Origin of the sequence: Pseudoxanthomonas sp. YR558 (assembly GCF_900116385.1) — a bacterium.
In the GTDB taxonomy this organism is placed as follows: domain Bacteria; phylum Pseudomonadota; class Gammaproteobacteria; order Xanthomonadales; family Xanthomonadaceae; genus Pseudoxanthomonas_A.
In genome coordinates, this window is sequence record NZ_FPCI01000001.1 from 1,553,584 (window position 1) to 1,573,425 (window position 19,842).

Below are 19,842 nucleotides of genomic sequence, written 5' to 3' on the forward strand. Positions count from 1 at the left end.
TCGTTCGTTTCGCTAGCGCTCACGACTACGCGCAACCTGCAGCGCACCCTTAAGTGCCCCGTACTGCACAACTTCTTCAAGTAGACCGCGACCTTTTCCGTTGAAAGCGGCCTGACCCAGCCAAACCTGCTCCGTGTTGAGCGCTTTCAGACTGGCGTCGTAAGCGCTAAGCAGCGTATTGGCATTCTGGATATCGAGCCCGACATATGCTTCCAGCTGGGCAATGTTGGCTTTCACTCTCTCAAGCGAACCGGGCTGGTCAGCAGGCACTGCGGCAGCCTGCTTCTTTAGCTCTTCCATCTGTCGATCCCGAACATCGAGATTCTTCAGTATGCGGACCATCACGTTGTAGCGCGTATTCTCTGTCTGGATGATAGCTACGCAGTTCTTGAACTGACGCTCAGCAATGTCCTTGAGTTGTGCGGGGCCGGTACGGAGGCCACCTCCGTTACCGCAGCGTTCCACCACATAGTCATTCAGTCCGCGCTCCGATAATGTCTCTCGGTACCCAAGACCTCCGTTGAAGGAAGGGCCATTCACATACTTTTGCTCAAGCTCACGGATCTGGGTACGGTACTGCTCCATCTGGCGCTGCAATTCTTGGTACATCTGCTGGTACTGAGCAACCCAAGCAAACTTGTTGACGCCGATATGCGCGCCATCAACGACAGGGACTCCCGATGCGCGGCTGGGGAGCGCGGGCAGCAGGAGAGCAGCAATCAGCAACGGCAGCGCCAAGAGCCTAATCTCCTTTCCATTTCCTGTAAGAACTCGTGACATGTCTGTCTCCCTTAGTCGGTTTGACGTTGCGATTTCTCCACTGGCCGCCCCACTTGCAAGACGCCGACCGGAGCTCAAGACTAGCTTTGCTTGTTGTTCGATAAGGAGCGGCTCGCTGACTTGCCCGACCCTTTCCGCTCCTCCTGGAATCGCGGCAACCACTGCTCGGGACGCAGGTCGGCCTTGTCGATACCCATCCGCAGTGCTTCTTCCTCGACGATGCGGTGCATGATCTCGATGTTGTCGGTGCTGGCCGAGATCACCGCGAGGGCATCATCCATGCCGCGCAGATTAAGTTGGCACACGGTCGAGGCGTGGCCCTGCTTGACGAGGAAGCAGCGAGAGCGCTCGTCCAGGCTCTTGATGACCTTGAACTCCGCATCGGTCAGCTTCAACCCGTCGATGTAGTCTTCGCGCGCTGCGTTCGGGTTGGGCAGGAGGATGAGGGTGGCCGTCTGTTCGATCAGCGCTGCCGAGATGTCGCTGGCGAGCGCATCTTCCGGGCTCTGGGTGGCGAAGATGCCAAGGCCGTTCTGCTTTCGGATGGTCTTCTGCTTGTTCTTGGCGAAGTCCTTGAGTGCGCCACCGCCGTCGAGGATCTTCCAGAACTCGTCCATCACGTAGATCAGCGGACGGCCGTCGATCAGCTCTTCCAGCCGATGCAACAGATAGTTGACGACGGGGACGCGGATTTCGGCATTCTCGATGACATCGGTGTAATCGAAGCCGATGATGCTGGCCCGGCTAAGGTCGATCGTGTCGACGGGGTTATCGAACACCCAGCCGAGTGCATTGCCTGACGTCCACTTGCGGAGGCGGGCATAGAGTCCGTCGTCCCCCATGTTGGGCAGGCTCTTCTGGAAGTTGGTCATCGACCTCAGGTGGAGCGGCATGTCTAGCATGGACTCGACCGCCCGGAAGATGTCCTCGTCCTCCCGCGCCGTGTAGTGACTCTTGGCCGCCAGGACCTTGATCAGTCCCGCTAGGAACTGCACGTTGGCATCGGTGCGTTCGCACTGGAACGGATTGAAGCCGGTAGGCTGCCCGTTCTCCAGCGCCAAGTAGTTACCGCCGCAGGCGCGCACGAATATCTCCGCACCCCGGTCCTTGTCGAAGAAGAAGATGGTCGGCACGGGATCGAACTTCTGCACCTGGCTGAGCAGGAAGTTGATCAACGCGGTCTTGCCGGTACCCGACTTTCCGATGACCATGGTGTTGGCAATGGCCTTCTCACCCAGCGAGTTCTCGGCGGGATGCGTGGCGTGGAAGTTGAAGTAGTAAGGCTGTCCGTTGGTGGTCTGCAACACCGTCACGCTGTCGCCCCAGGGATTGTTGTCCCGCTTGCCGGTGGCGAAGTTGTGCAGTGGCGAAAGGCCCAGGAAGTTCAGCGAACTGACGTTCGCCAATCGCGTGCGGTAGCGCCAGTTGCCTGGCAGCTGGGAATAGAACGAAGAGCAGACGGCCAGGTCTTCCTTGGCCGACACGAAGCCGGCATTGGACAGCTCCGCCCGCGTCACGGCCACGTTCTGCGACAGACGCTGTTGGTCCTCAGCGTACAGGGTCATGATGAAGTGGTACTCGCCCAGCACGAAGTTGCCCGACGCGACCTGATCCATGGCACCGTCCAGCTCGATGATCTGGCTGACCGCCTTGTCGCCTGACGAGATCATCATTCCCTTGGTGCGGTCCAGCACCTTCAGTGCGTCCTGCCGCCCCATCGGACTGAACGAGTGCGTGATGACGTACTCGAAGTCGAGATACTTCAATCCATTGAGGATGCCGGGCCAAGTGCCGTCCGTGTACTCCTTGATATTCAGGATGGCGCCGAAGTGGTTCTGTCCATCCGGCGCACTGACAACGAAATCGCCTGTCTTGGACGAGAACATGTGCCGGCTCACCGCCAAGTAGTCGTAGAGCGGTGCGCGCAGGACGGGGACGGGTTCGGAGATGCGGTTGAGTACGAAGCCGAAGAACTCGAGCGTTTCGGAGAAGACGCCCCCCGCGCCGGATTCGTACATGCCGAGGCGGGTCGGCGCGTAGTCTTTGAGCACGGCCTCGACGTTGCCTGCCAGTTCCATGAGTTTGTCCACCGCCTGCTCCTGCTCGGCCTGGAGACGCGGCACATTGGCGGACTTCTCGACGAACTTCTTCCCCATCACGACGGGTCGGTAGATCATCGTGAGGTAGAGCTCGTTCTGCATGATCTTCTGCGCGGACAGCGCATCGAAGTAACCGTCCGACAACGCCTGGTTGAATGCCTGGCCGAAGCGCGCGCCGGAGCGGACGCCGCCACGGCGGCGCAGGTCGTGGACCCAGAACGCGACGTTCACGAAATCGGGCGCTCGCAACGTCTGCAGCATGCGGTTGAACGTGTTGTGCCGGTGCTCCAGCTCCCATTCCTCGCGCCCGACGAACGGCAGCCCTTCCAACCGCCACGTCAGCAGGAAGTCGCCCCCCGTCGTCTTGACCACATGCGGGGACACGTGGGCGGACAGCGGGATGAATTCGGCGATGGACAGGTCGGGCGCGAGCATGGTCAATCCGGGATCAAGTCGTCGAAGCGCTTGCGATAACTGTTGGGCGTGAACACCCACATGCCCTCGTGGTGGCGAAGGTTGCGGACCTTGGTCCGGAACTGCCACCGCAGGCCGAGCAGCCGGAAGATCATCTCGTCGCGGCGCGCCATCTGCCGCATGATGAAGATCACGACCGGCAGCAGTGCCAGGAAGAACATGTTGAAGTAGAACGTGAGCAGCAGGCAGCTACCCGCCCCGATCGTGAAGGGCACATATGGAACCCCCATAAACATGGGCGGGCGGGTGCAGCCCCTGAACAGCACGTTCTTATACATACTGCGTCAGCATCTGTCCGACGACCATCGCGGTCGACGTCACGTCGGACGGCAGCAGCATCTTCGCGATCTGCGCGGCCGCACCGATCAGGAATCCACCGATCAGCACAGGCGCCACGTCGCCGACCCGCTTGTGGTTGAACGCGATCTGGTAGCCCGCGAAGATCACGGCGATGGTCACGATGGCGATCGATGCCACGTTCAACAGGGAATTGATGTTGGTGAAGAAGCTTGTGACCCGCCCCTGTGCGCCGGTGGCGTCCTGGGCGAGCGCCAGTTCGGGAAATGCCAGCGCGGTGGCGGCGATGATCACCATGATGATGGCGCTGGAAGCCTGCTTTGCCTGGATAGATTGCGTCTTGTTCATAATCGACCCCAAATGGTGGTTGCAACGGTAGGTGGCACTTTCGCGTGCCGATGAGCCATCCCTGGCGGGTACTGCTAGAAGACGAAAGCGTCATCCCTCCCGGATGTCTGCACGACCTGCGGCGCTTGCGGCGCCGCGGTAGTGGTCTGGTAGTAGGCCTGCACCGTAACGGGTGCGTCGCCCGATGCCTGCGAGATGGCCGGCGGTACGATGGTTGAGGCTGGCAGTGCCGTCGTGCGCCGCGGAGCATCACTGGCGATGGCGGCAGCACGCTGCGCATCCACCCGCTCGGACCTCGCCTCCTCGACGCGCCGCGCCACACGTGACGACTTCCGTCCGTCCGTGTCCGCGCGTGAAGCATGATCCGATGCCTTGCGCAGCGTCGTCCGCGATGCTTGTGCGACCGTCCTACGATCGATCACCGGTATGGCCTGAGCGGTGCCGTTGCCCACCTGCCGCTGCCAGGAAGCAAACACCTTTTGCACGTACCCGTGGCGATAGCCGGTCGTGAAGTTGCCGGAGTAGTAGCAGCTGAAGGCCTTGCCCCAATCGTTGCCGGAGCGCGTGTAGCACTCGGCGAGGATGCGCGAGCCTGCCCGCAGGTTCGCGCAGACATCGAACGCCTTCTCGTAGCTATCGAGCCCCTGCCGCGTGAGGTTGTAGCGATTGACCTGCGCCAGCCCCAACGAAAAGTTGTAGCCGCGCTCCTCGAGCATGCGGGCCGTCGACAGCGCCTCCGCAAGATTGCGCGGTTGGCGGGCCAGTCGCCCCCCCACAACGCCGATCGCGTAGGGATTGAACGAGGACTCGACCTTCACGACGTGCTCCATTACCGTCGGCGGAACCGCCAGTCCGGTGCAGCCCATCAGCTCCATGCCAGGCAACATCAACACACCCTCCCTTTTCCGCCACATGGCATGCGCAGGTCACTCGGTCTGCCGGATCCCTGCTCTTTCGTTGATGGGTGAGTGGCGTTCATATGCGTCCTTCAGGCAGCCAAGACACGGGCGGGATCGAAGTCGATGCCCGTGATGTAGCGGCGCCCGGCGTGCGCCTTGATATGCACGACGATGTCGATGGTCATCTTCAGCAGACGCTTGATGACTTCGAACTCCAGGCCTGCGCCTTCGACAGACGCCTTGACCATCAGGGCGAGCTGGTCCCAGGTCTGCGCCGTGCTGCCGGCGTGACAACTGGTGATAGAGCCCGGATGGCCGGATGCGCAATTGCGGATGAAGTAGAAAGACTCGTCGCCGCGCAATTCCGCCAGGATGATGCGGTCCGGCTTCATGCGAAGACAGGCTTCCATGCAGTTCTTGGCAGTGATATTGCTGGCGCTCTGCCCCCCTTTCGAGTACAGGAGATGCACGACATTGGGTTGGCGAATGAACAGTTCGCGGGCGTCCTCGATCGTCACCAGGCGCTCCTGGTCGGGGATATGGTTGACCAGAGACTTCATGAAGGTCGTCTTGCCGCTGCCGGTCGCGCCGGCCACCACGATGTTCTTGTGATAGTGCACAGCCTTCCGGAAGAACTCCGCATAGTTGCGGCTGCGGCGGAGCTCCAGTAGTTCCTGATCATGGTCGCCGAGAACTTGCTGCTGCTCGAGGATCTCGTCGAAGAAGCCGTCCCGTTCGTACTGCTCCAGCGACTTGCTGAACTTCGCCGGCAGGCGGATGGTGATCGATACCTTGCCGGCGTCGCAGGCTGGCGGGATCACGAACTGCGCGCGTTGCCCGGTCGGAAAGGTCAGCGACACCATTGGATCGATGTCGGTGATGCGCTGGCCGGTGTTGCTTTCGTTGACGACCGAGGTGCAGAACTGCCGCGCACGCTCGAAGGTCAGCGTCGGCACCTCGGCTTTGAGCCAGCCCGCTCGCGCCGTTTCGAGATAGAGCTCACCTGGGCGATTGATGCAGATCTCGGTCACATCCGAGGAGTGCATGTGCTCGCCGATCCCCAGCACCTGGTACTGGTAGTCCAGGAACTCGGTGGAGACACGGGCAATAGGCTCATTCTGCGTGTCCATATCCATAGATCCGTCAGCGCATGACAGCCGAGAAGTCGACGTCACGCGCCACGTACACGTTGACGACAGTTCCTTGGTTGATCGTCACCGTGGGAGGGCGCGCCATGTTGCGGTCCAGCGCCATGTTGGCAAGGCGCTCCATGGTCCTTGCGGTATTGCTCTCGTATGGATTCTGGACGATGGCACCATTGACGATCGAGGTTTCCTGCGGACCGTGCTTGGCACCCGCATACTTGAAGGCATCGCTCAGCATGCTGATCAGCAGCGCGGACGAGATACGCTGTGTCCAGTGTGCGGAATAGTGTCCCGGGTTGCCCGCAGACCCCAGCATGTCGGTTCCTGGGCTTCGCATGTTGACGTCCATGCCGGTGGGCGTCGTAATGCGATCCCAGACGATAGCAGCGCGCTCGCCGATGATGGCTTCGGCGTCATAGCGCCCCATTACCTTCGAACCACGCGGAAGCAGCAATCGCTTGCCGTTGACGGAGTACACAGGCTCGGTCACGACACAGGACGTAAAGCCCGGCACGTCGGTGATCACGCGCGATTCGAGTACACAGCGAATGTAAGTACCCCGCAGAAGCAGGGTGTTCGGGTTGTACAGAGGTTTGGCGCTGGACACGTCCTCCGACTTGGCGGTCGCCGCGGCGTCAGACTCCGTCCCAGCCTGCATCATGAGACGGGCGTAGTCGTCTGGCGACATCACTCCCGGTACCGAGCCCGATTGGCCCGATGACGCACGGTTGCCCGACGCGTCCATGATGCGACGGTCCCTGAGCGTCAGTTCGGCGCTCTCAGCGGAGGGGGTCTGGGGGAAGTTGAAGCTGGGGACCGCCGGTGATTCGTCAACCACTGGCAGAGGCGGCAGATCCGGTTCTGCCACCATTGCCGGCTGCTCGGGAGGAAGCTCGGGGAGGTCTTTGGGAGCGGCCGGAATCACCAGTTGCTCTCCTCGGGAATTCCCAGCCACGTCATCATCCGGGTCGGAGACTGCGGTACTGAATATCCAGAACGCGACGGCCAGGAGGAGCAGTACGATGCCTCCCAGGAACAGCAGCGCTTTGCGGTTTAGACGCTGCACATCGACCGAGCGCAGGTAAGGCGCGTTCGCGTCGAGATCGGGTTCCGCCCCGGGGCGGCCGCCTTGTTGGTAGGGGTTACGCTGCGCGGGCTCGACATGGGGTTCGTTCGGTGTCTGGTTCATTGCTCCGGACTCCTGCGCAGGCCCACCACGTTGTCGCCGTGACGGATGACCAAGTAGGGATACGTGCCATGCACGACGATGGTGTCGTCCTGTACGGTCGAGTTGACGACGAACTCGTCACCGCTTTGGGTTTCCCGTGCGAGTACCACCGGGAAGTTTCCGCTTGGGAAGCGGGTACGGTCGCCCATTCGGATGTAGGTGAATCGGCGATCGTCGTACACCGTCGTCGGCACGAGCCAAGCCGGGCCGCGCTTGCGCTGCGCGTACTCGTAGTTGAAGTGGTATGCGCGCCCCGGTTCGACCCCAGTGCTAATCTCAGACGTCGTCTCTTGCGGTCGATTGGCAGCACCGGCAAAGCTCGTATCACCTGGATATGCGAACTTGATGCGGTATTGCACGCCCGCTGCCCGTGCCTGATCCAGCACACGCCAGTCTGTCGCCACGACCTTGAGTTCAAAAATGTACGAATGGGCTGCGGTACGCACCAGAAGGTTGGTGTCGACGTCGACATTCTTCGGCTTCAGATAGAACACGTTCCCGCGACGGCTGATGTCCCAGCCGCCACTGAAGCCGGTGCTGAAGTCCAGGATCTCCTCATGCGGAGATAGCTCGATCTGCGTGGTGATGCCGAGGCCGGTGCGCACCGGATACACCTTGTCCGGCGTGTACGTGTACTCCTCGATCACTTGCGCCACCGCAGGCAGCGTCATGAGTAATAAGCCAATAGCAGCCAAACGCAGCAGGGCGTCCTTCAACCTCATCGTTGGGGCACTCCAGGTCGAGTATCGGGTTCCGACTGCTCCGCGGGCTGAGGTGCGGTCGATACATCGTTTTGGTTGGGGAGGGAGGCATCTGCCGGTGCTATTGCCGTGGCGTCCGTGCCTGGCATCGATGCCGATGGCGGGAGAGCGGTTGCGGGTACGCCTTGCGGCGCCGGAAACTCACGCTCCGGCACGGTCGCGGCAGCGAAATCGTCGTCGACGCGATAGTTGGTGACACGGAATCCCAGTGGATTCAGTAGCCGGTCCTCTTCGCTCAACCTGAGATCCGGGTTGTACGTGAACTCCAACGTGGCGATGCGACTGTCCAGCGGCTGTACCTGTCCCCGCCCCTTGTCGTAAAGGCTTCTCTGGTACCGAACTGTCGCACCGGTGGGACGCGCGCCTCCGCCGCCCCCCATGAGAACGATGCTGAGGATGCGCGTACGGACTGAGCTCGCCCCCCCATAAAGCCGGAACGGCCGCTCAGGATTGCTTTCAGAGTGCAACGCGATGTAGGCCGGGGACACCGCCGGACCAGCCATCGACAGTGTTGTTCGCCAGTTGCGCTGTCCGATCAAGCCTGAATCGTAGGACTCCCGAGCCAGGACGAACTGCGCGACGTTGCTCTTGTTGATGGCTTCCTCGGTGGTGATATCCCGATCCTGGAAGTTACCCGAGAGGCGCGCCACGCTGGCAGTGCCTGTATAGGGGTCGGCCATCACGAGGTAAGGCACTTTCTCCTTCAACGGCAGGAACAGGAAATAGCCCCCCGCCAGGATCAGGGACATCACTATGGCAGACCACGCGACCAGCCAGGCACGGCGCTCGCTTCTCCTCGCGCGATCCGCCAACGTCAGCTCGAAACTGACCCCCTGCGCGACAGCGCGGTCGATATCCGGGGTCGACGTTTTCTTATTGAACATGCGCAGCCCGTGCCTTCAGTCGCCCAACGACGCCGATGGGGCCACGCCTGCGGAAGAAAGCGATGCCTGGCTCACAATGATGCGTGGACGCTCAATGACGATGCGCACGCCCTGCTCGCCGTACGCCGCCGACAACGCACCGGCAGCTTCCTCCAGACTGTTAGTGCGGATCTGCGCGACTGGCGCATGGAGCGTGTAGTCGTTCGGATGCAGGTAGGCCAACGTGAGATTCGCATCTCTCGCCCACCGTCCGAGCATGGTCTTCAGCGTGCCATCCGCGGGCGAGGCCTGGTACACGTAGGCTTGCTGCAGGGGAATCGCTTGCGGCGCCTCGGCAAAGCGGTTGACCGGTCGCCAACGTCCGCCGATACCTTCCGCTTCAGGCGTCGCGCAGCCCGGCAGCCCGAGCACCAGGCCTAACACGCCGGCAAGCAAAGACGCTCGAACAACGACGTTTCGATTCACGAATCCATCACCCCTGCAATCGTCGGCAACACGAACCCGCTGCGACCCGTCGCGGGTCGCGTCGCGGCACTGATGATTGTTTGTGGGCGGCAGTGCGCGAAAGCGCATCGGGATCCGCGGACACGCCGCGATCATCGCCGTGCACGGATTGATGGCCCGTGCCATACCCCCTGTGTTCGCATCCATGTGGGTAACGCTCCAGTGAATCCAGATGGCGCCTACGGATCACATCCGATCCGACTACTGCATCACGACATTCGCGCCGAACATATCCACGACATTTTGTGCCGTCAACCCAATTGCACGAGTAAACATGTGTACGAACATTTGTGAAAGTTCAACAAACATCGAGAAAGACCATAAAACAAGCGACATATTGCAGATTGGTGAACCTGCGAGCACCACTTAACTCATGGACGTGAAGATGATTGTGAAACCACGTATCGCGTCACATGATCACGTGAAGACGTCCTTCACTCGCATGAATGCAAGCGATTCAAGTGGATTCGTTGTGACGTATTGAAGTTCGAGCGCGTTGTGCATCATCCTGAAAGGAATTCATATCGCCCATCCATAGACAAGGATCGACATGGACTCATCGAAGATGGATGAATTCCTCGCCAACGCGGCGTTGCTCGCGGCTCATCTTAAGGAGCAGTGCGAACGGGCAACGGCTTCACAGCAGTCGTCGGCCGATGATCTCCGGGGCGCAGCAATCGTGGTAAGAAGAACCATCGAGGAGGGTAAACGCGAACTCGTAGAGCATGCGGGTTCTGCTGTGTCCACCGCGCTTGCAGAGAAGATTCCTGCAGCGACAAACGACATACTTGAGACGTCCGCGCGCTTGAAACAGGTAACGGACCGTTTCCATAACGAGCAGGCTGCACTGGAACGCAGAATGCGGCTTCTCGGTACAAGCACCTTGAGTGCCATCGCCGTTGCCTGCGCGGTGCTCATCGCCGGAACCGGATATGCGTCCTGGTACAACGTGAAGCGTGCGCAGCGTGCCCACGCCGATGCAGAAGTCCTCGATGCGCTGCGGCAAGTCACCATTACCGCGTGCGATGGGGCTCCATGCATCAAGCTTGAAGATGGCCTCCGCCGCTGGGGAAAGAACAGAGACTATGTTCTTGTCGACGGGAGGAAGGAAAGCAGTGGCGAGCCCACGGGCGAGCGCCAACCGAAGTAGACGGCATGCGGCCCAGTCGCCGCGCGAATGGATGCAAGAACGGGGGAAATCTTGGGAAACGTACGCTTTCTGGCAAGCGCGGCACTTGGCATCGGCGCCCTTGTAGGGGGCATCTATTTATCTGGATATCTGTCCCTACTTTTTCTGGGGGTCGACGGTGCACAAGCCGAGTGGCACACCTACTTCGACTACCTGAAGCACATCGACCATCCGCGGGTCCAGCCCTATGCCTGGCGCATCAGGACTGCCGGTGCCGTCGGAGGGGGCCTGATGCTATTGGTATGGCTTGCGCTCGTTGTGATGATCTTCAAGCTGCGAAGCCATCGCAACCTGCATGGTCGGGCGAGGTTCGCCGGCATGATCGATCTCGGCAGGAAGGGATTCCTGGGCGACGGTGACGACGGGATCGTTGTCGGAAAGATGAACAGCAAACTGCTTCGCCTGCGCGGTCAGCAATTCGTGATCCTCGCGGCACCGACGCGCTCCGGAAAGGGCGTGGGGATCGTGATTCCCAATCTACTCGATTATCGCGAGTCCGCCGTGGTGCTGGACATCAAGCAAGAGAACTTCGACCTTACGTCGGGCTGGAGGCAGTCTATCGGGCACGAGGTCTACCTGTTCAATCCTTTTGCGGAGGATCGCAGGACGCACCGCTGGAATCCGATGACGTATGTTTCTAACGATTCCGCGTTCCGCGTATCCGACCTGCAAAGCATCGCAGCAATGCTGTATCCCGATGGCGATGACAAGGACAAGTTCTGGGTCAGTCAGGCACGCAATGCCTTCCTTGCGTTCTCGCTGTATGTCTTCGAGCGGCATGGGCACGATCACACGACCGAGAGGCCAACATTGGGCGCCATCCTGCGTGTGGCGTCGGGCGACGGCGGAGAGTTGAAGTCCTACCTACAGAAGCTCATCGAGGCGCCGTTCCTCAGCGCGCAGACACGCGCGGCGTTCGCGGGATTGCTGTCCCAGGCCGACGTGACGTTCGCCTCGATCATAGGTTCGTTCCGGGAGCCACTGAATCCATGGCTCAATCCAGTCCTGGACGCCGCCACCAGTGCGGACGACTTCCGTCTTGACGACGTGCGCCGACGTCGCATGACGATCTATGTCGGTATCCAACCGAACAAGCTCGCCGAAAGCCGGTTGATCGTGAACCTGTTCTTCAGTCAGCTCATCAACGTCAACACCAAGACACTGCCGCAGAACGATGCGTCGCTGAAGCATCAGTGCCTGCTGTTGATGGATGAATTCACCGCGATCGGTCGCGTGGACATCATCTCGAAGTCCGTTGCGTACATGGCGGGATACAACCTGAGGCTGCTGCCGATCATCCAGTCGATGGCGCAGCTGGATGCGGTGTATGGGAAGGAGCTGTCGCGCACCATCATTACCAACCATGCGTTGCAGATCATCTACGCACCCCGCGAGCAGCAGGATGCCAATGATTACTCCGAAATGCTTGGCTACACCACCATCCGGCGGCGCTCCCGGACGCGGTCGCATGGCCAGGGGAGGAATGTCTCCGACAACGAGGTGCTGGAGAAGCGGGCGCTGATGCTGCCCCAGGAGCTCAAGGCCATGGGACCCAAGAAGGAGATCGTCCTGTACGAGGGCCTGGCGCATCCCATCTTGTGTAGCAAGATCCGGTATTTTGACGACGCGTACTTCACCCGCCGCTTGCTGCCCAAGGCGCACGTCGAGCCGCTGCGGATATAGCGCACGCGGCGCCTGCCGGGCGCCGGGGCATCCGGGTTAGAATCCGCCGGAATCGACCCACCCTGTCCGGGAGTTCTTTCCATGCAGTGCCCCAAATGCCACAGCCCGATGGAACTGATCGTGGAGCCGGAGGCCACCGCGCATCGGTGCACGCAATGCAAGGGGTTGTGGTTCGAGATGATGGCGCACGAGACGCTCAAGCACCGTGCCGAGGAGATCGATACCGGCGATCCGGCGCAAGGCGAGGAATGCAACAAGGTCGACCGCATCAAGTGTCCGGTGTGCATCGGCAATCGGGACCTGATCCGCATGGTTGATCCGCAGCAGCCGCATATCTGGTTCGAGAGCTGCAAGAACTGCTACGGGCGCTTCTACGATGCGGGCGAGTACCAGGATTTCGCGGAAATCGAGTTCGCCGACCTGATCCGGGACTGGAACGCGCCCGAACGCACCTGAGATCAGGGAGCTCCCGCGCCGCCCCGCTCCTTGCAACCCCAGTTGAGGATCGGCGTGCCTGGCGGCAAGACGCGCTTGAACATGTCCACGCGTGCTGGCTTCGGATTGACCACGACCGGCGCCCGCGCGGCCTTCAGCAATGGCAGGTCGGCGCTGCTGTCCGAGTAGGCCACGGCGATCTCGCCGTAGCCGCGCTCGCGCAACATGCGCATCTTTTCTTCGTTGTGGCAGTGACGCGTGGCCACCACCGCGCCCAGACGCGGCCCCACGGCCGTGCCGATCACGGGTACGTCTTCGTGGGCGACGAAGCTGAGGATGGCGCGCGCCAGTTCAGGCGGCGCGCCGGTGGCCACGACCACGCGATCACCGGCGGCACGATGCTCGCGGAAGACCTCAAGCGCGTGCGGCAGCAGGCGCTGTTGCACTTCTCCGCGGTGCGTATCCACGTACTGGTCGATCAGGGCATCGAAGCTGCGACGTCCGTGCAGGCCGAACGTGCCGATCCAGATATAGCCGGAAATGCCGCGTCGCCGCGTGGGCAGGAACGCCACCATCGGCCCCAGCACGATCGATGCGGCGATGGCCACCACCGCGCGCAGTGGATTGCGCCTAATCAACCAGGCCACCAGGTGGCCGCCCGAATCACCGTCATACAGCGTGTGGTCGAAGTCGAAGACGACGACTGGAGCGTCGGAGTGCGGCGTGGGATAAGGCGTGTCCGTCATGCCGCGAAGAATAGCTGACGCAGCGCCTCGCCGGGTTCTTCCGCCCGCATGAAGGTTTCGCCGACCAGGAATGCGTTGACGCCCGCGGCGCGCATCTTCGCCACATCATCCGGCACCACGATGCCGCTTTCGGTGACCAGCAGGCGGTCTTTCGGCACGGCGTCCTTCATCGCCAGCGTGGTGTCCAGCGTTACGTCGAACGTGCGTAGGTTGCGGTTGTTGATGCCGACCAGCGGCACCGGCACCTGCAACGCCCGCTCGAGTTCGTCGATGTCGTGCACCTCGACCAGCACATCCATGCCCAGCTGCAGCGCCAGGCCCGACAGATCGACCAGCTGGCCGTCGTCCAGCGCGGAGACGATCAACAGGATGCAGTCCGCGCCCAGCACGCGCGCTTCGTACACCTGGTAGGGATCGACCGTGAAGTCCTTGCGCAGCACCGGCAGCGTGCACGCATCGCGGGCCTGGCGCAGGTAGTCGTCGGCCCCCTGGAAGAAGTCGACATCGGTCAGCACAGACAAGCAGGCCGCTCCGCCGAACTCGTAGCTGACCGCGATGTCGGCCGGGCGGAAGTCCGGGCGGATCACCCCCTTGGACGGGCTCGCCTTCTTCACCTCGGCGATCACCGCCGGGTCGCCCCGCGCGATCGTCGCGTTGAGCGCGTCGGCGAAGCCACGCGTCGGCGGCGCATCGTCGGCGCGCGCGCGTAGGTCGGACAGCGATACGCGGGCGCTGCGCTCGGCGATCTCGTCCGCCTTGCGGGCGAGGATGGTGGTCAGGATGTCGCTCATGCAGTCCTCAGGCGGGCACCCGCCTGTGCGGGACCCCTATTTTCGCACTATCCGTGCCGTTCGGTCGTCGCGCGGTCCCAACCGTAGGCGCGTTCGACCTTGGCGACCCGCAGTTCGAAATGGTCGTACCAGTCCCGTCGGCCCTGCTCGCGCGCGGCCGTGTGCTCGGCATGCTGGCGCCAGGCGAGGATCGCCGCCTCGCTCTCCCAGTACGCCACGGTGATGCCGAAGCCGTCCGCGCCGCGGGTCGATTCCATCCCGAGGAAGCCCGGCTGCTGTTGCGCCAGTTCGACCATGCGCTCGGCCATGGCGCCGTAACCGGCGTCGTCCTGGCCATTGCGCTGCGATGAGAAGACCACCGCGTAGTACGGCGGCTTGGGCAGGCTGGCGAATCCGCTGGCGGCCATGTCAGTGCGTTTCCTGTTTTCCCAGAGCTTGGGTGGTGGCGATGAAATGCTGGAGGCGCTCCAGCGCCTTGCCGCTGGCGATGGCCTCGCGCGACGCGGCGATGCCGGCCTCGATGCTGTCCGCAACGCCAGCGACATACAGCGCCGCGCCGGCGTTCAACACGACGATCTCACGCGCCGGGCCGGGCCGGTTGTCCAGCACACCCAGCAGCATGGCCTTCGACTCCGCGGCATCACCCACGCGCAGGTTGCGGCTGGCGGCCATGGCGATGCCGAAGTCCTCCGGGTGCAGTTCGTACTCGCGTACCTGTCCATCGCGCAGTTCGCCGACCAGCGTGCCCGCGCCGAGCGACAGCTCGTCCATGCCGTCGCGCCCCCAGACCACCAGCGCACGTTCGGCGCCGAGTTCCTGCAACACGCGCGCCTGGATGCCGACGAGGTCCGGATGGAATACGCCCATCAGGATGCTCGGCGCGCCCGCCGGATTGGTCAGCGGCCCCAGGATGTTGAAGATGGTGCGCACGCCCATCTCGCGACGGACGGGCGCAACGACCTTCATCGCCGGGTGGTGGATGGGCGCGAACATGAAGCCGATGCCGGACTGCACGATGGACTGTGCGACCTGGTCGGGCTGCAACTCGATGTTGACGCCCAGTGCCTCCAGCACGTCGGCGCTGCCCGACTTCGACGACACGCTGCGGTTGCCGTGCTTGGCGATCTTCGCGCCGGCAGCGGACGCCACGAACATCGAGCACGTGGAGATGTTGAACGTGTGCGAGCCGTCACCGCCGGTGCCGACGATGTCGACCAGGTGCGTGCGGTCGGGCACCTCCACGGTGCGCGAGAACTCGCGCATGACGGTGGCGGCGCCGGCGATCTCGCCGACGGTTTCCTTCTTCACGCGCAGACCGGTCAGGATCGCCGCACTCATCGTCGGCGATACGTCGCCGCGCATGATCTGCCGCATCAGGTCGACCATCTCGTCGTGGAAGATCTCGCGGTGCTCGATCGTGCGCTGCAGCGCTTCTTGCGGGGTCAGTGGCATGTGGGCTCCGTAGGGTGGGCCCTGGCCCACCGGCATGGCGATGGCGGGCCAAGGCCCGCCCTACGTCATCGTTCGAGGAAATTCTTCAACAGCGCGTGGCCGTGCTCTGTGAGAATGGATTCGGGATGGAACTGCACGCCTTCGACGGGGAATTCACGATGGCGCAGCCCCATGATCTCCTCGAAGCTGCCGTCCTCGTTCTCGGTCCAGGCGGTGACCTCCAGCGCGTCCGGCAAACTGCTGCGCTCCACGACCAACGAGTGGTAGCGCGTGGCCTCGTAGGCATCGGGCAAGCCTGCGAAGACACCCTTGCCCTCATGGCGGATGCGTGAGGTCTTTCCGTGCATGATGCGGCCCGCCCGGATGACGTTGCCGCCGTACGCCTGGCCGAGGCTCTGGTGGCCCAGGCATACCCCAAGGATCGGCGTATTGGCGCCCAGCCGCTCGATGATTTCCAGCGAGACGCCCGCTTCGTTCGGCGTGCATGGGCCGGGCGAGATCACGATGCGCTCGGGCGCGAGCTTCGCGATTTCGTCCACCGTCATCGCATCGTTGCGCACCACCTTCACCTCGGCACCCAGCGACTGCAGGTACTGCACGAGGTTGTAGGTAAAGCTGTCGTAGTTGTCGATCATCAGCAGCATGGGTCAATCCGCAAGCAGGAATACGGTGTAGATCTTGTCGGTGAAGGTGACGTAGCCCGTCTGGAACGATTCGAGATTCGCCCGCTTCATCCGGGATCCCGTTACCTGGACCTTGTCGAGCGTGTACCCGTCCGTCTCTTGGAATCGGCCCCATTCATAGGTCGAAGGCCAACTGCCCTCGCGGACCCCATACTGGAACTGCGGAGCCACGTCTGAAACGCTGTAAAGTCCGCCCAACCTCGCGCCGTAGGCCTTTGCGATGGTTTCCGCTTTTTCTCGCGATGATTCAATGGCCTTCTCGCGAAGCGCCTTGCGAAGTTGGGCTTCGTCCGCTAATTCGGTGTCCACGCTTGAGACATTCAACTCCTTCGACGTCTTCAGGTCGGCCAAGAACGTCTTGAGCGACGCCTGGCTGTCAAATCGAGCGACAACGGTACGCTTGACGCCCGTTCCCACAAACACCTGCTCACTCTTCCTGTCGTCGTAGCGCTCTCGCGTGCCCATTTCCATCGACGTGGCCACGATCTCGCCATCCGCGACGCCTGCGGCTTTCAGCTTTCCGAGGACCTGTTGCACGTTCTCCTCGACTCGTCGGCGCGCAGCGTCTGCATTCATGTCGATGGCCTCGAAATTCACGGATATCTTGAAGCGATCCGGGATCGCGCGCGCCTGCGCTTCGCCATACACCAGGATATGGCGCGTCGGGGGGAGCGCATTGACCTGGGCGGCCAGGTCGGAGGACAGGGTCAACGCAAGTACTAGCAGCAGGTAACGCAGCTTCATGGGATCTCTCCGGCTCAAGGACTTCCCTGTCGAACGCACGACCATCGAATGCGGGGTTCCAGATGCGGTCATCGGTCTTGGTCCTGCGTCAGCACATGCGCCAGGACGGCCACGAACGCTTCGATGTCGGACTCCGGTGTTGCCCACGATGCCATCAGTCGGATCACCGTGGTGCCATCGCTGCGCCGCTCCCAGGTTTCGAACTCCACGTACTGTCCGAGGCGCTCAACCACCGCGTCCGGCAGTATCGGAAACACCTGATTGCTGGGTGAGTCGACCGCCAGCGGCACGCCGGCTTGCTGCAGGATCTCCCGCAGGCGCGCCGCCATGGCATTCGCGTGCGTCGCCAGCACGAAATACAGGCCGTCTTCGAACAAGGCTTCGAACTGCGCGCCGACCACCATGCCTTTGGCGAGCATCGCGCCGCGCTGCTTGATGACGTGACGGAAATCCGTGCGCAGCGCGGGGTTCACGATGACCAGCGCCTCGCCGAGCAAGGCACCGTTCTTGGTACCACCGATGTAGAAGGCATCGGCCTCCGTCGACAGCAGCGCCAGGTCGACATCGTTGCCGGGCGTCGTGAGTGCCGAGGCGAGGCGTGCGCCATCGACGTAGAGCAGGAGGTCACGATCGCGGCAGAACACGCCGAGCGCCTGCAGTTCCGCCGCGCTGTACAGCGTGCCCCACTCGGTGGTGTTGGAGATGTAGACCAACCGCGGCTTCACCATGTGCTCGCTGCCGTGGCCGTCCAGGCAAGGCTGGATGAGCTCCGGACTCAGCTTGCCGTCCGGAGTGTCGACCGTCAGCACCTTGTGCCCGCTGGCCTCGATCGCGCCTGTCTCATGCGTCGCGATATGGCCGCTGGCTGGTGCGATCACGGCTTCGTGCGGGCGAAGGAAGGCGGCCAGCGCGACGAGGTTGGTCTGGGTGCCACCGGCGAGGAAATGGATGTCGGCATCGCGGGCAAGGCGATCGCGGATCAGCGCGGCGGCCCGGAGGCTGTGTGCGTCCAGGCCGTAACCACGGTTGATCTCCGCGCTCGCCACGGCCAGCGCCTGCAGCAGGCGCGGGTGCGCACCCTCGCTGTAGTCGTTGCGCAGGCTGATCCTGGCGTTGTCGGTCGCGACCTCCATCACAACCCCTTCGCCGCTTCGGCCACGGCGCGGAACAGTGCACGCCCCTTGTTCATCGTCTCGTCCCATTCCTTCTCGGGATCGGAGTCGTAGACGATGCCGGCACCGGCCTGCACATGCAGACGGCCATCCTTGATGACGGCGGTACGGATGGCGATGGCGGTATCGGCATCGCCGTGCCAGCCGATGTAACCGATGCTGCCGGCGTAGACGTTGCGCTTGATCGGCTCGAGTTCGCGGATGACTTCCAGCGCACGGATCTTCGGCGCACCGCTGACCGTACCGGCGGGGAACGTCGCGCGCAGCACGTCCGCGTAACTCAGGCCGGGCAAGAGTTTTCCGGTGACTTCGCTGACGATGTGCATGACGTGGCTGTAGCGCTCGATGACGAACTGTTCGCCCACCTGCACCGTGCCGGCTTCCGACACGCGACCGGTGTCGTTGCGGCCCAGGTCGATCAGCATCAGGTGCTCGGCGCGCTCTTTCGGGTCGGCGAGCAGTTCGGCTTCCAGCGCGATGTCTTCGTCGAGGGTCTTGCCGCGCGGGCGCGTGCCCGCGATCGGGCGCACGGTGACTTCGCCCTGCTCCAGGCGCACCAGGATCTCGGGCGACGAGCCCACCACCTGCACATCGCCGACGTCGAGGAAGTACATGTACGGCGAGGGATTCAGCGCACGCAGCGCGCGATACACATCCACTGGACGCGCATTGAACGGCACGCTCAGGCGCTGGCTCAGCACCACCTGGAAGATATCGCCGGCACGGATGTATTCCTTCGACTGCTCCACCGCGGCGATGAAACCGTCATGGGTGAAGCCGGAAACGAAGTGGCTCTCGTCCAGCACGTCGCGGGTGATCGGCGTGGGATACGAACCCGGCTGACGCAACTTGGTGGTCAGCGCATCCAGCCGTGCCTGCGCACGGTCCCATGCATCGGCGTCGCGCGGGTCGGCATGCACGATCAGGTAGAGCCGGCCTTTGAGGTTGTCGAAGACGGCGACTTCTTCCGACAGCATCAACAGGATGTCGGGCGTGCCGAGTTCGTCCGGCTTGTCGCCCGTGGCCAAGCGCGGCTCGATGTAGCCGATGCACTCGAAGCCGAACCAGCCGACCAGGCCGCCCGTGAACCCGGGCAGGCCCGGCAGGCGCGGTACCGAATGCGCCGCCCGCAGCGCTTCGACTTCGGCGAAGGGATCGTCCACGTCTCGCGACTCCACCAACTGGCCGTGGTCGCGGATCTCCACGCGACGGCCGCGGAAAGTGACCACGCGGCGCACCGGCAGGCCGATGATGGAATAGCGGCCGAAACGCTCGCCGCCTTCCACCGATTCGAACAGGTAGGTATGCGGCGCGTCGGCGAGTTTCAGGTAGACCGAAAGCGGCGTGTCCAGGTCGGACAGCACTTCACGGACAACAGGGATGCGGGTGTGGCCTTCAGCAGTGAACTGCTGGAACTGGTCGTGCGAGATCAAGCGGGCTTTCCTTCCGGGACGCGGTGGCAGGGCGGGCGACGGCTACGGGCCACCATCGCCAGCTGCGGCGTGCGGAAAGTTTGGAAAGCGGGCGC

At 62.6% G+C, this 19,842-nt stretch carries 21 protein-coding genes; 3 read left to right on the forward strand and 18 right to left on the reverse strand.

Going from position 1 to position 19,842, the window contains the following annotated elements:
* Positions 1 to 12: 12 nt before the first annotated feature.
* The 10 genes from BM365_RS07490 to BM365_RS07535 form a co-directional block, all read right to left on the reverse strand.
* On the reverse strand, positions 13 to 738 hold the full coding sequence (locus BM365_RS07490; RefSeq protein WP_093487952.1) for a hypothetical protein: 726 nt from the start codon (positions 736 to 738) through the stop codon (positions 13 to 15).
* A gap of 122 nt (positions 739 to 860) precedes the next feature.
* Positions 861 to 3,314 (reverse strand): VirB4 family type IV secretion/conjugal transfer ATPase, encoded by a 2,454-nt coding sequence (locus tag BM365_RS07495; RefSeq protein WP_093487954.1) that lies wholly within the window; start codon positions 3,312 to 3,314, stop codon positions 861 to 863.
* A 2-nt stretch (positions 3,315 to 3,316) separates the two neighbouring features.
* A complete protein-coding gene (locus BM365_RS07500; RefSeq protein WP_093487956.1) occupies positions 3,317 to 3,631 on the reverse strand; it encodes a VirB3 family type IV secretion system protein in 315 nt (104 codons plus the stop codon).
* The gene (locus BM365_RS07505; RefSeq protein WP_093487958.1) at positions 3,624 to 3,998 is read right to left on the reverse strand and encodes a TrbC/VirB2 family protein; all 375 of its coding nucleotides are present in this window, start codon (positions 3,996 to 3,998) and stop codon (positions 3,624 to 3,626) included. The genes BM365_RS07500 and BM365_RS07505 overlap by 8 nt, the downstream gene beginning before the upstream one ends.
* A 74-nt stretch (positions 3,999 to 4,072) precedes the next feature.
* Entirely contained in the window at positions 4,073 to 4,885 is an 813-nt protein-coding gene (locus BM365_RS07510) for a lytic transglycosylase domain-containing protein (RefSeq protein WP_093487960.1), read from the reverse strand.
* 101 nt (positions 4,886 to 4,986) lie between these two features.
* Positions 4,987 to 6,027, reverse strand: coding sequence for a P-type DNA transfer ATPase VirB11 (gene virB11 / locus BM365_RS07515; RefSeq protein ID WP_093487962.1), 1,041 nt, complete (start codon positions 6,025 to 6,027; stop codon positions 4,987 to 4,989).
* A gap of 13 nt (positions 6,028 to 6,040) precedes the next feature.
* Positions 6,041 to 7,231, reverse strand: coding sequence for a TraB/TrbI/VirB10 family type IV secretion system protein (locus tag BM365_RS07520; protein WP_093487964.1), 1,191 nt, complete (start codon positions 7,229 to 7,231; stop codon positions 6,041 to 6,043).
* Entirely contained in the window at positions 7,228 to 7,992 is a 765-nt protein-coding gene (locus BM365_RS07525; protein WP_093487966.1) for a TrbG/VirB9 family P-type conjugative transfer protein, read from the reverse strand. Before BM365_RS07525 ends, BM365_RS07520 begins: the two co-directional genes overlap by 4 nt.
* Positions 7,989 to 8,915 carry a VirB8 family type IV secretion system protein gene (locus tag BM365_RS07530; protein ID WP_093487969.1) on the reverse strand — a complete coding sequence of 309 codons (927 nt, stop codon included), beginning with the start codon at positions 8,913 to 8,915 and terminating at the stop codon, positions 7,989 to 7,991. The genes BM365_RS07525 and BM365_RS07530 overlap by 4 nt, the downstream gene beginning before the upstream one ends.
* 15 nt (positions 8,916 to 8,930) lie before the next feature.
* Entirely contained in the window at positions 8,931 to 9,566 is a 636-nt protein-coding gene (locus BM365_RS07535; protein ID WP_139227354.1) for a hypothetical protein, read from the reverse strand.
* A 418-nt stretch (positions 9,567 to 9,984) separates the two neighbouring features.
* Here BM365_RS07535 and BM365_RS07540 point away from each other — a divergent pair, with 418 nt between their 5' ends.
* From BM365_RS07540 to BM365_RS07550, 3 genes are all read left to right on the forward strand, one after another.
* A complete protein-coding gene (locus BM365_RS07540) occupies positions 9,985 to 10,569 on the forward strand; it encodes a hypothetical protein (protein ID WP_139227356.1) in 585 nt (194 codons plus the stop codon).
* 51 nt (positions 10,570 to 10,620) lie between these two features.
* Complete coding sequence (locus BM365_RS07545) at positions 10,621 to 12,291, forward strand: type IV secretory system conjugative DNA transfer family protein (RefSeq protein ID WP_093487975.1); 1,671 nt, start codon at positions 10,621 to 10,623, stop codon at positions 12,289 to 12,291.
* A gap of 81 nt (positions 12,292 to 12,372) precedes the next feature.
* On the forward strand, positions 12,373 to 12,747 hold the full coding sequence (locus BM365_RS07550; RefSeq protein WP_093487977.1) for a zf-TFIIB domain-containing protein: 375 nt from the start codon (positions 12,373 to 12,375) through the stop codon (positions 12,745 to 12,747).
* A gap of 2 nt (positions 12,748 to 12,749) precedes the next feature.
* Here the strand turns inward: BM365_RS07550 and BM365_RS07555 are convergent, their stop codons facing one another.
* The 8 genes from BM365_RS07555 to trpE all read right to left on the reverse strand — a co-directional run bounded on the left by BM365_RS07555 (position 12,750) and on the right by trpE (position 19,747).
* Entirely contained in the window at positions 12,750 to 13,472 is a 723-nt protein-coding gene (locus tag BM365_RS07555; protein WP_093487979.1) for a haloacid dehalogenase-like hydrolase, read from the reverse strand.
* Positions 13,469 to 14,263 carry an indole-3-glycerol phosphate synthase TrpC gene (trpC, locus tag BM365_RS07560; RefSeq protein WP_093487981.1) on the reverse strand — a complete coding sequence of 265 codons (795 nt, stop codon included), beginning with the start codon at positions 14,261 to 14,263 and terminating at the stop codon, positions 13,469 to 13,471. The genes BM365_RS07555 and trpC overlap by 4 nt, the downstream gene beginning before the upstream one ends.
* Positions 14,264 to 14,310: 47 nt before the next feature.
* Positions 14,311 to 14,670: an antibiotic biosynthesis monooxygenase family protein gene (locus BM365_RS07565; protein WP_093487983.1), complete on the reverse strand. Its 360-nt coding sequence runs from the start codon at positions 14,668 to 14,670 to the stop codon at positions 14,311 to 14,313.
* Position 14,671: 1 nt separating this feature from the next.
* Complete coding sequence (gene trpD, locus BM365_RS07570) at positions 14,672 to 15,715, reverse strand: anthranilate phosphoribosyltransferase (RefSeq protein WP_093487985.1); 1,044 nt, start codon at positions 15,713 to 15,715, stop codon at positions 14,672 to 14,674.
* A gap of 65 nt (positions 15,716 to 15,780) precedes the next feature.
* Positions 15,781 to 16,359, reverse strand: coding sequence for an anthranilate synthase component II (locus BM365_RS07575; RefSeq protein ID WP_093487987.1), 579 nt, complete (start codon positions 16,357 to 16,359; stop codon positions 15,781 to 15,783).
* A 3-nt stretch (positions 16,360 to 16,362) separates the two neighbouring features.
* Complete coding sequence (locus BM365_RS07580) at positions 16,363 to 17,142, reverse strand: SIMPL domain-containing protein (RefSeq protein ID WP_158253540.1); 780 nt, start codon at positions 17,140 to 17,142, stop codon at positions 16,363 to 16,365.
* 68 nt (positions 17,143 to 17,210) lie between these two features.
* The gene (locus tag BM365_RS07585; protein WP_093487991.1) at positions 17,211 to 18,275 is read right to left on the reverse strand and encodes a threonine aldolase family protein; all 1,065 of its coding nucleotides are present in this window, start codon (positions 18,273 to 18,275) and stop codon (positions 17,211 to 17,213) included.
* A complete protein-coding gene (gene trpE / locus BM365_RS07590; protein ID WP_093487993.1) occupies positions 18,275 to 19,747 on the reverse strand; it encodes an anthranilate synthase component I in 1,473 nt (490 codons plus the stop codon). The genes BM365_RS07585 and trpE overlap by 1 nt, the downstream gene beginning before the upstream one ends.
* Between the last annotated feature and the right edge of the window lie 95 nt (positions 19,748 to 19,842).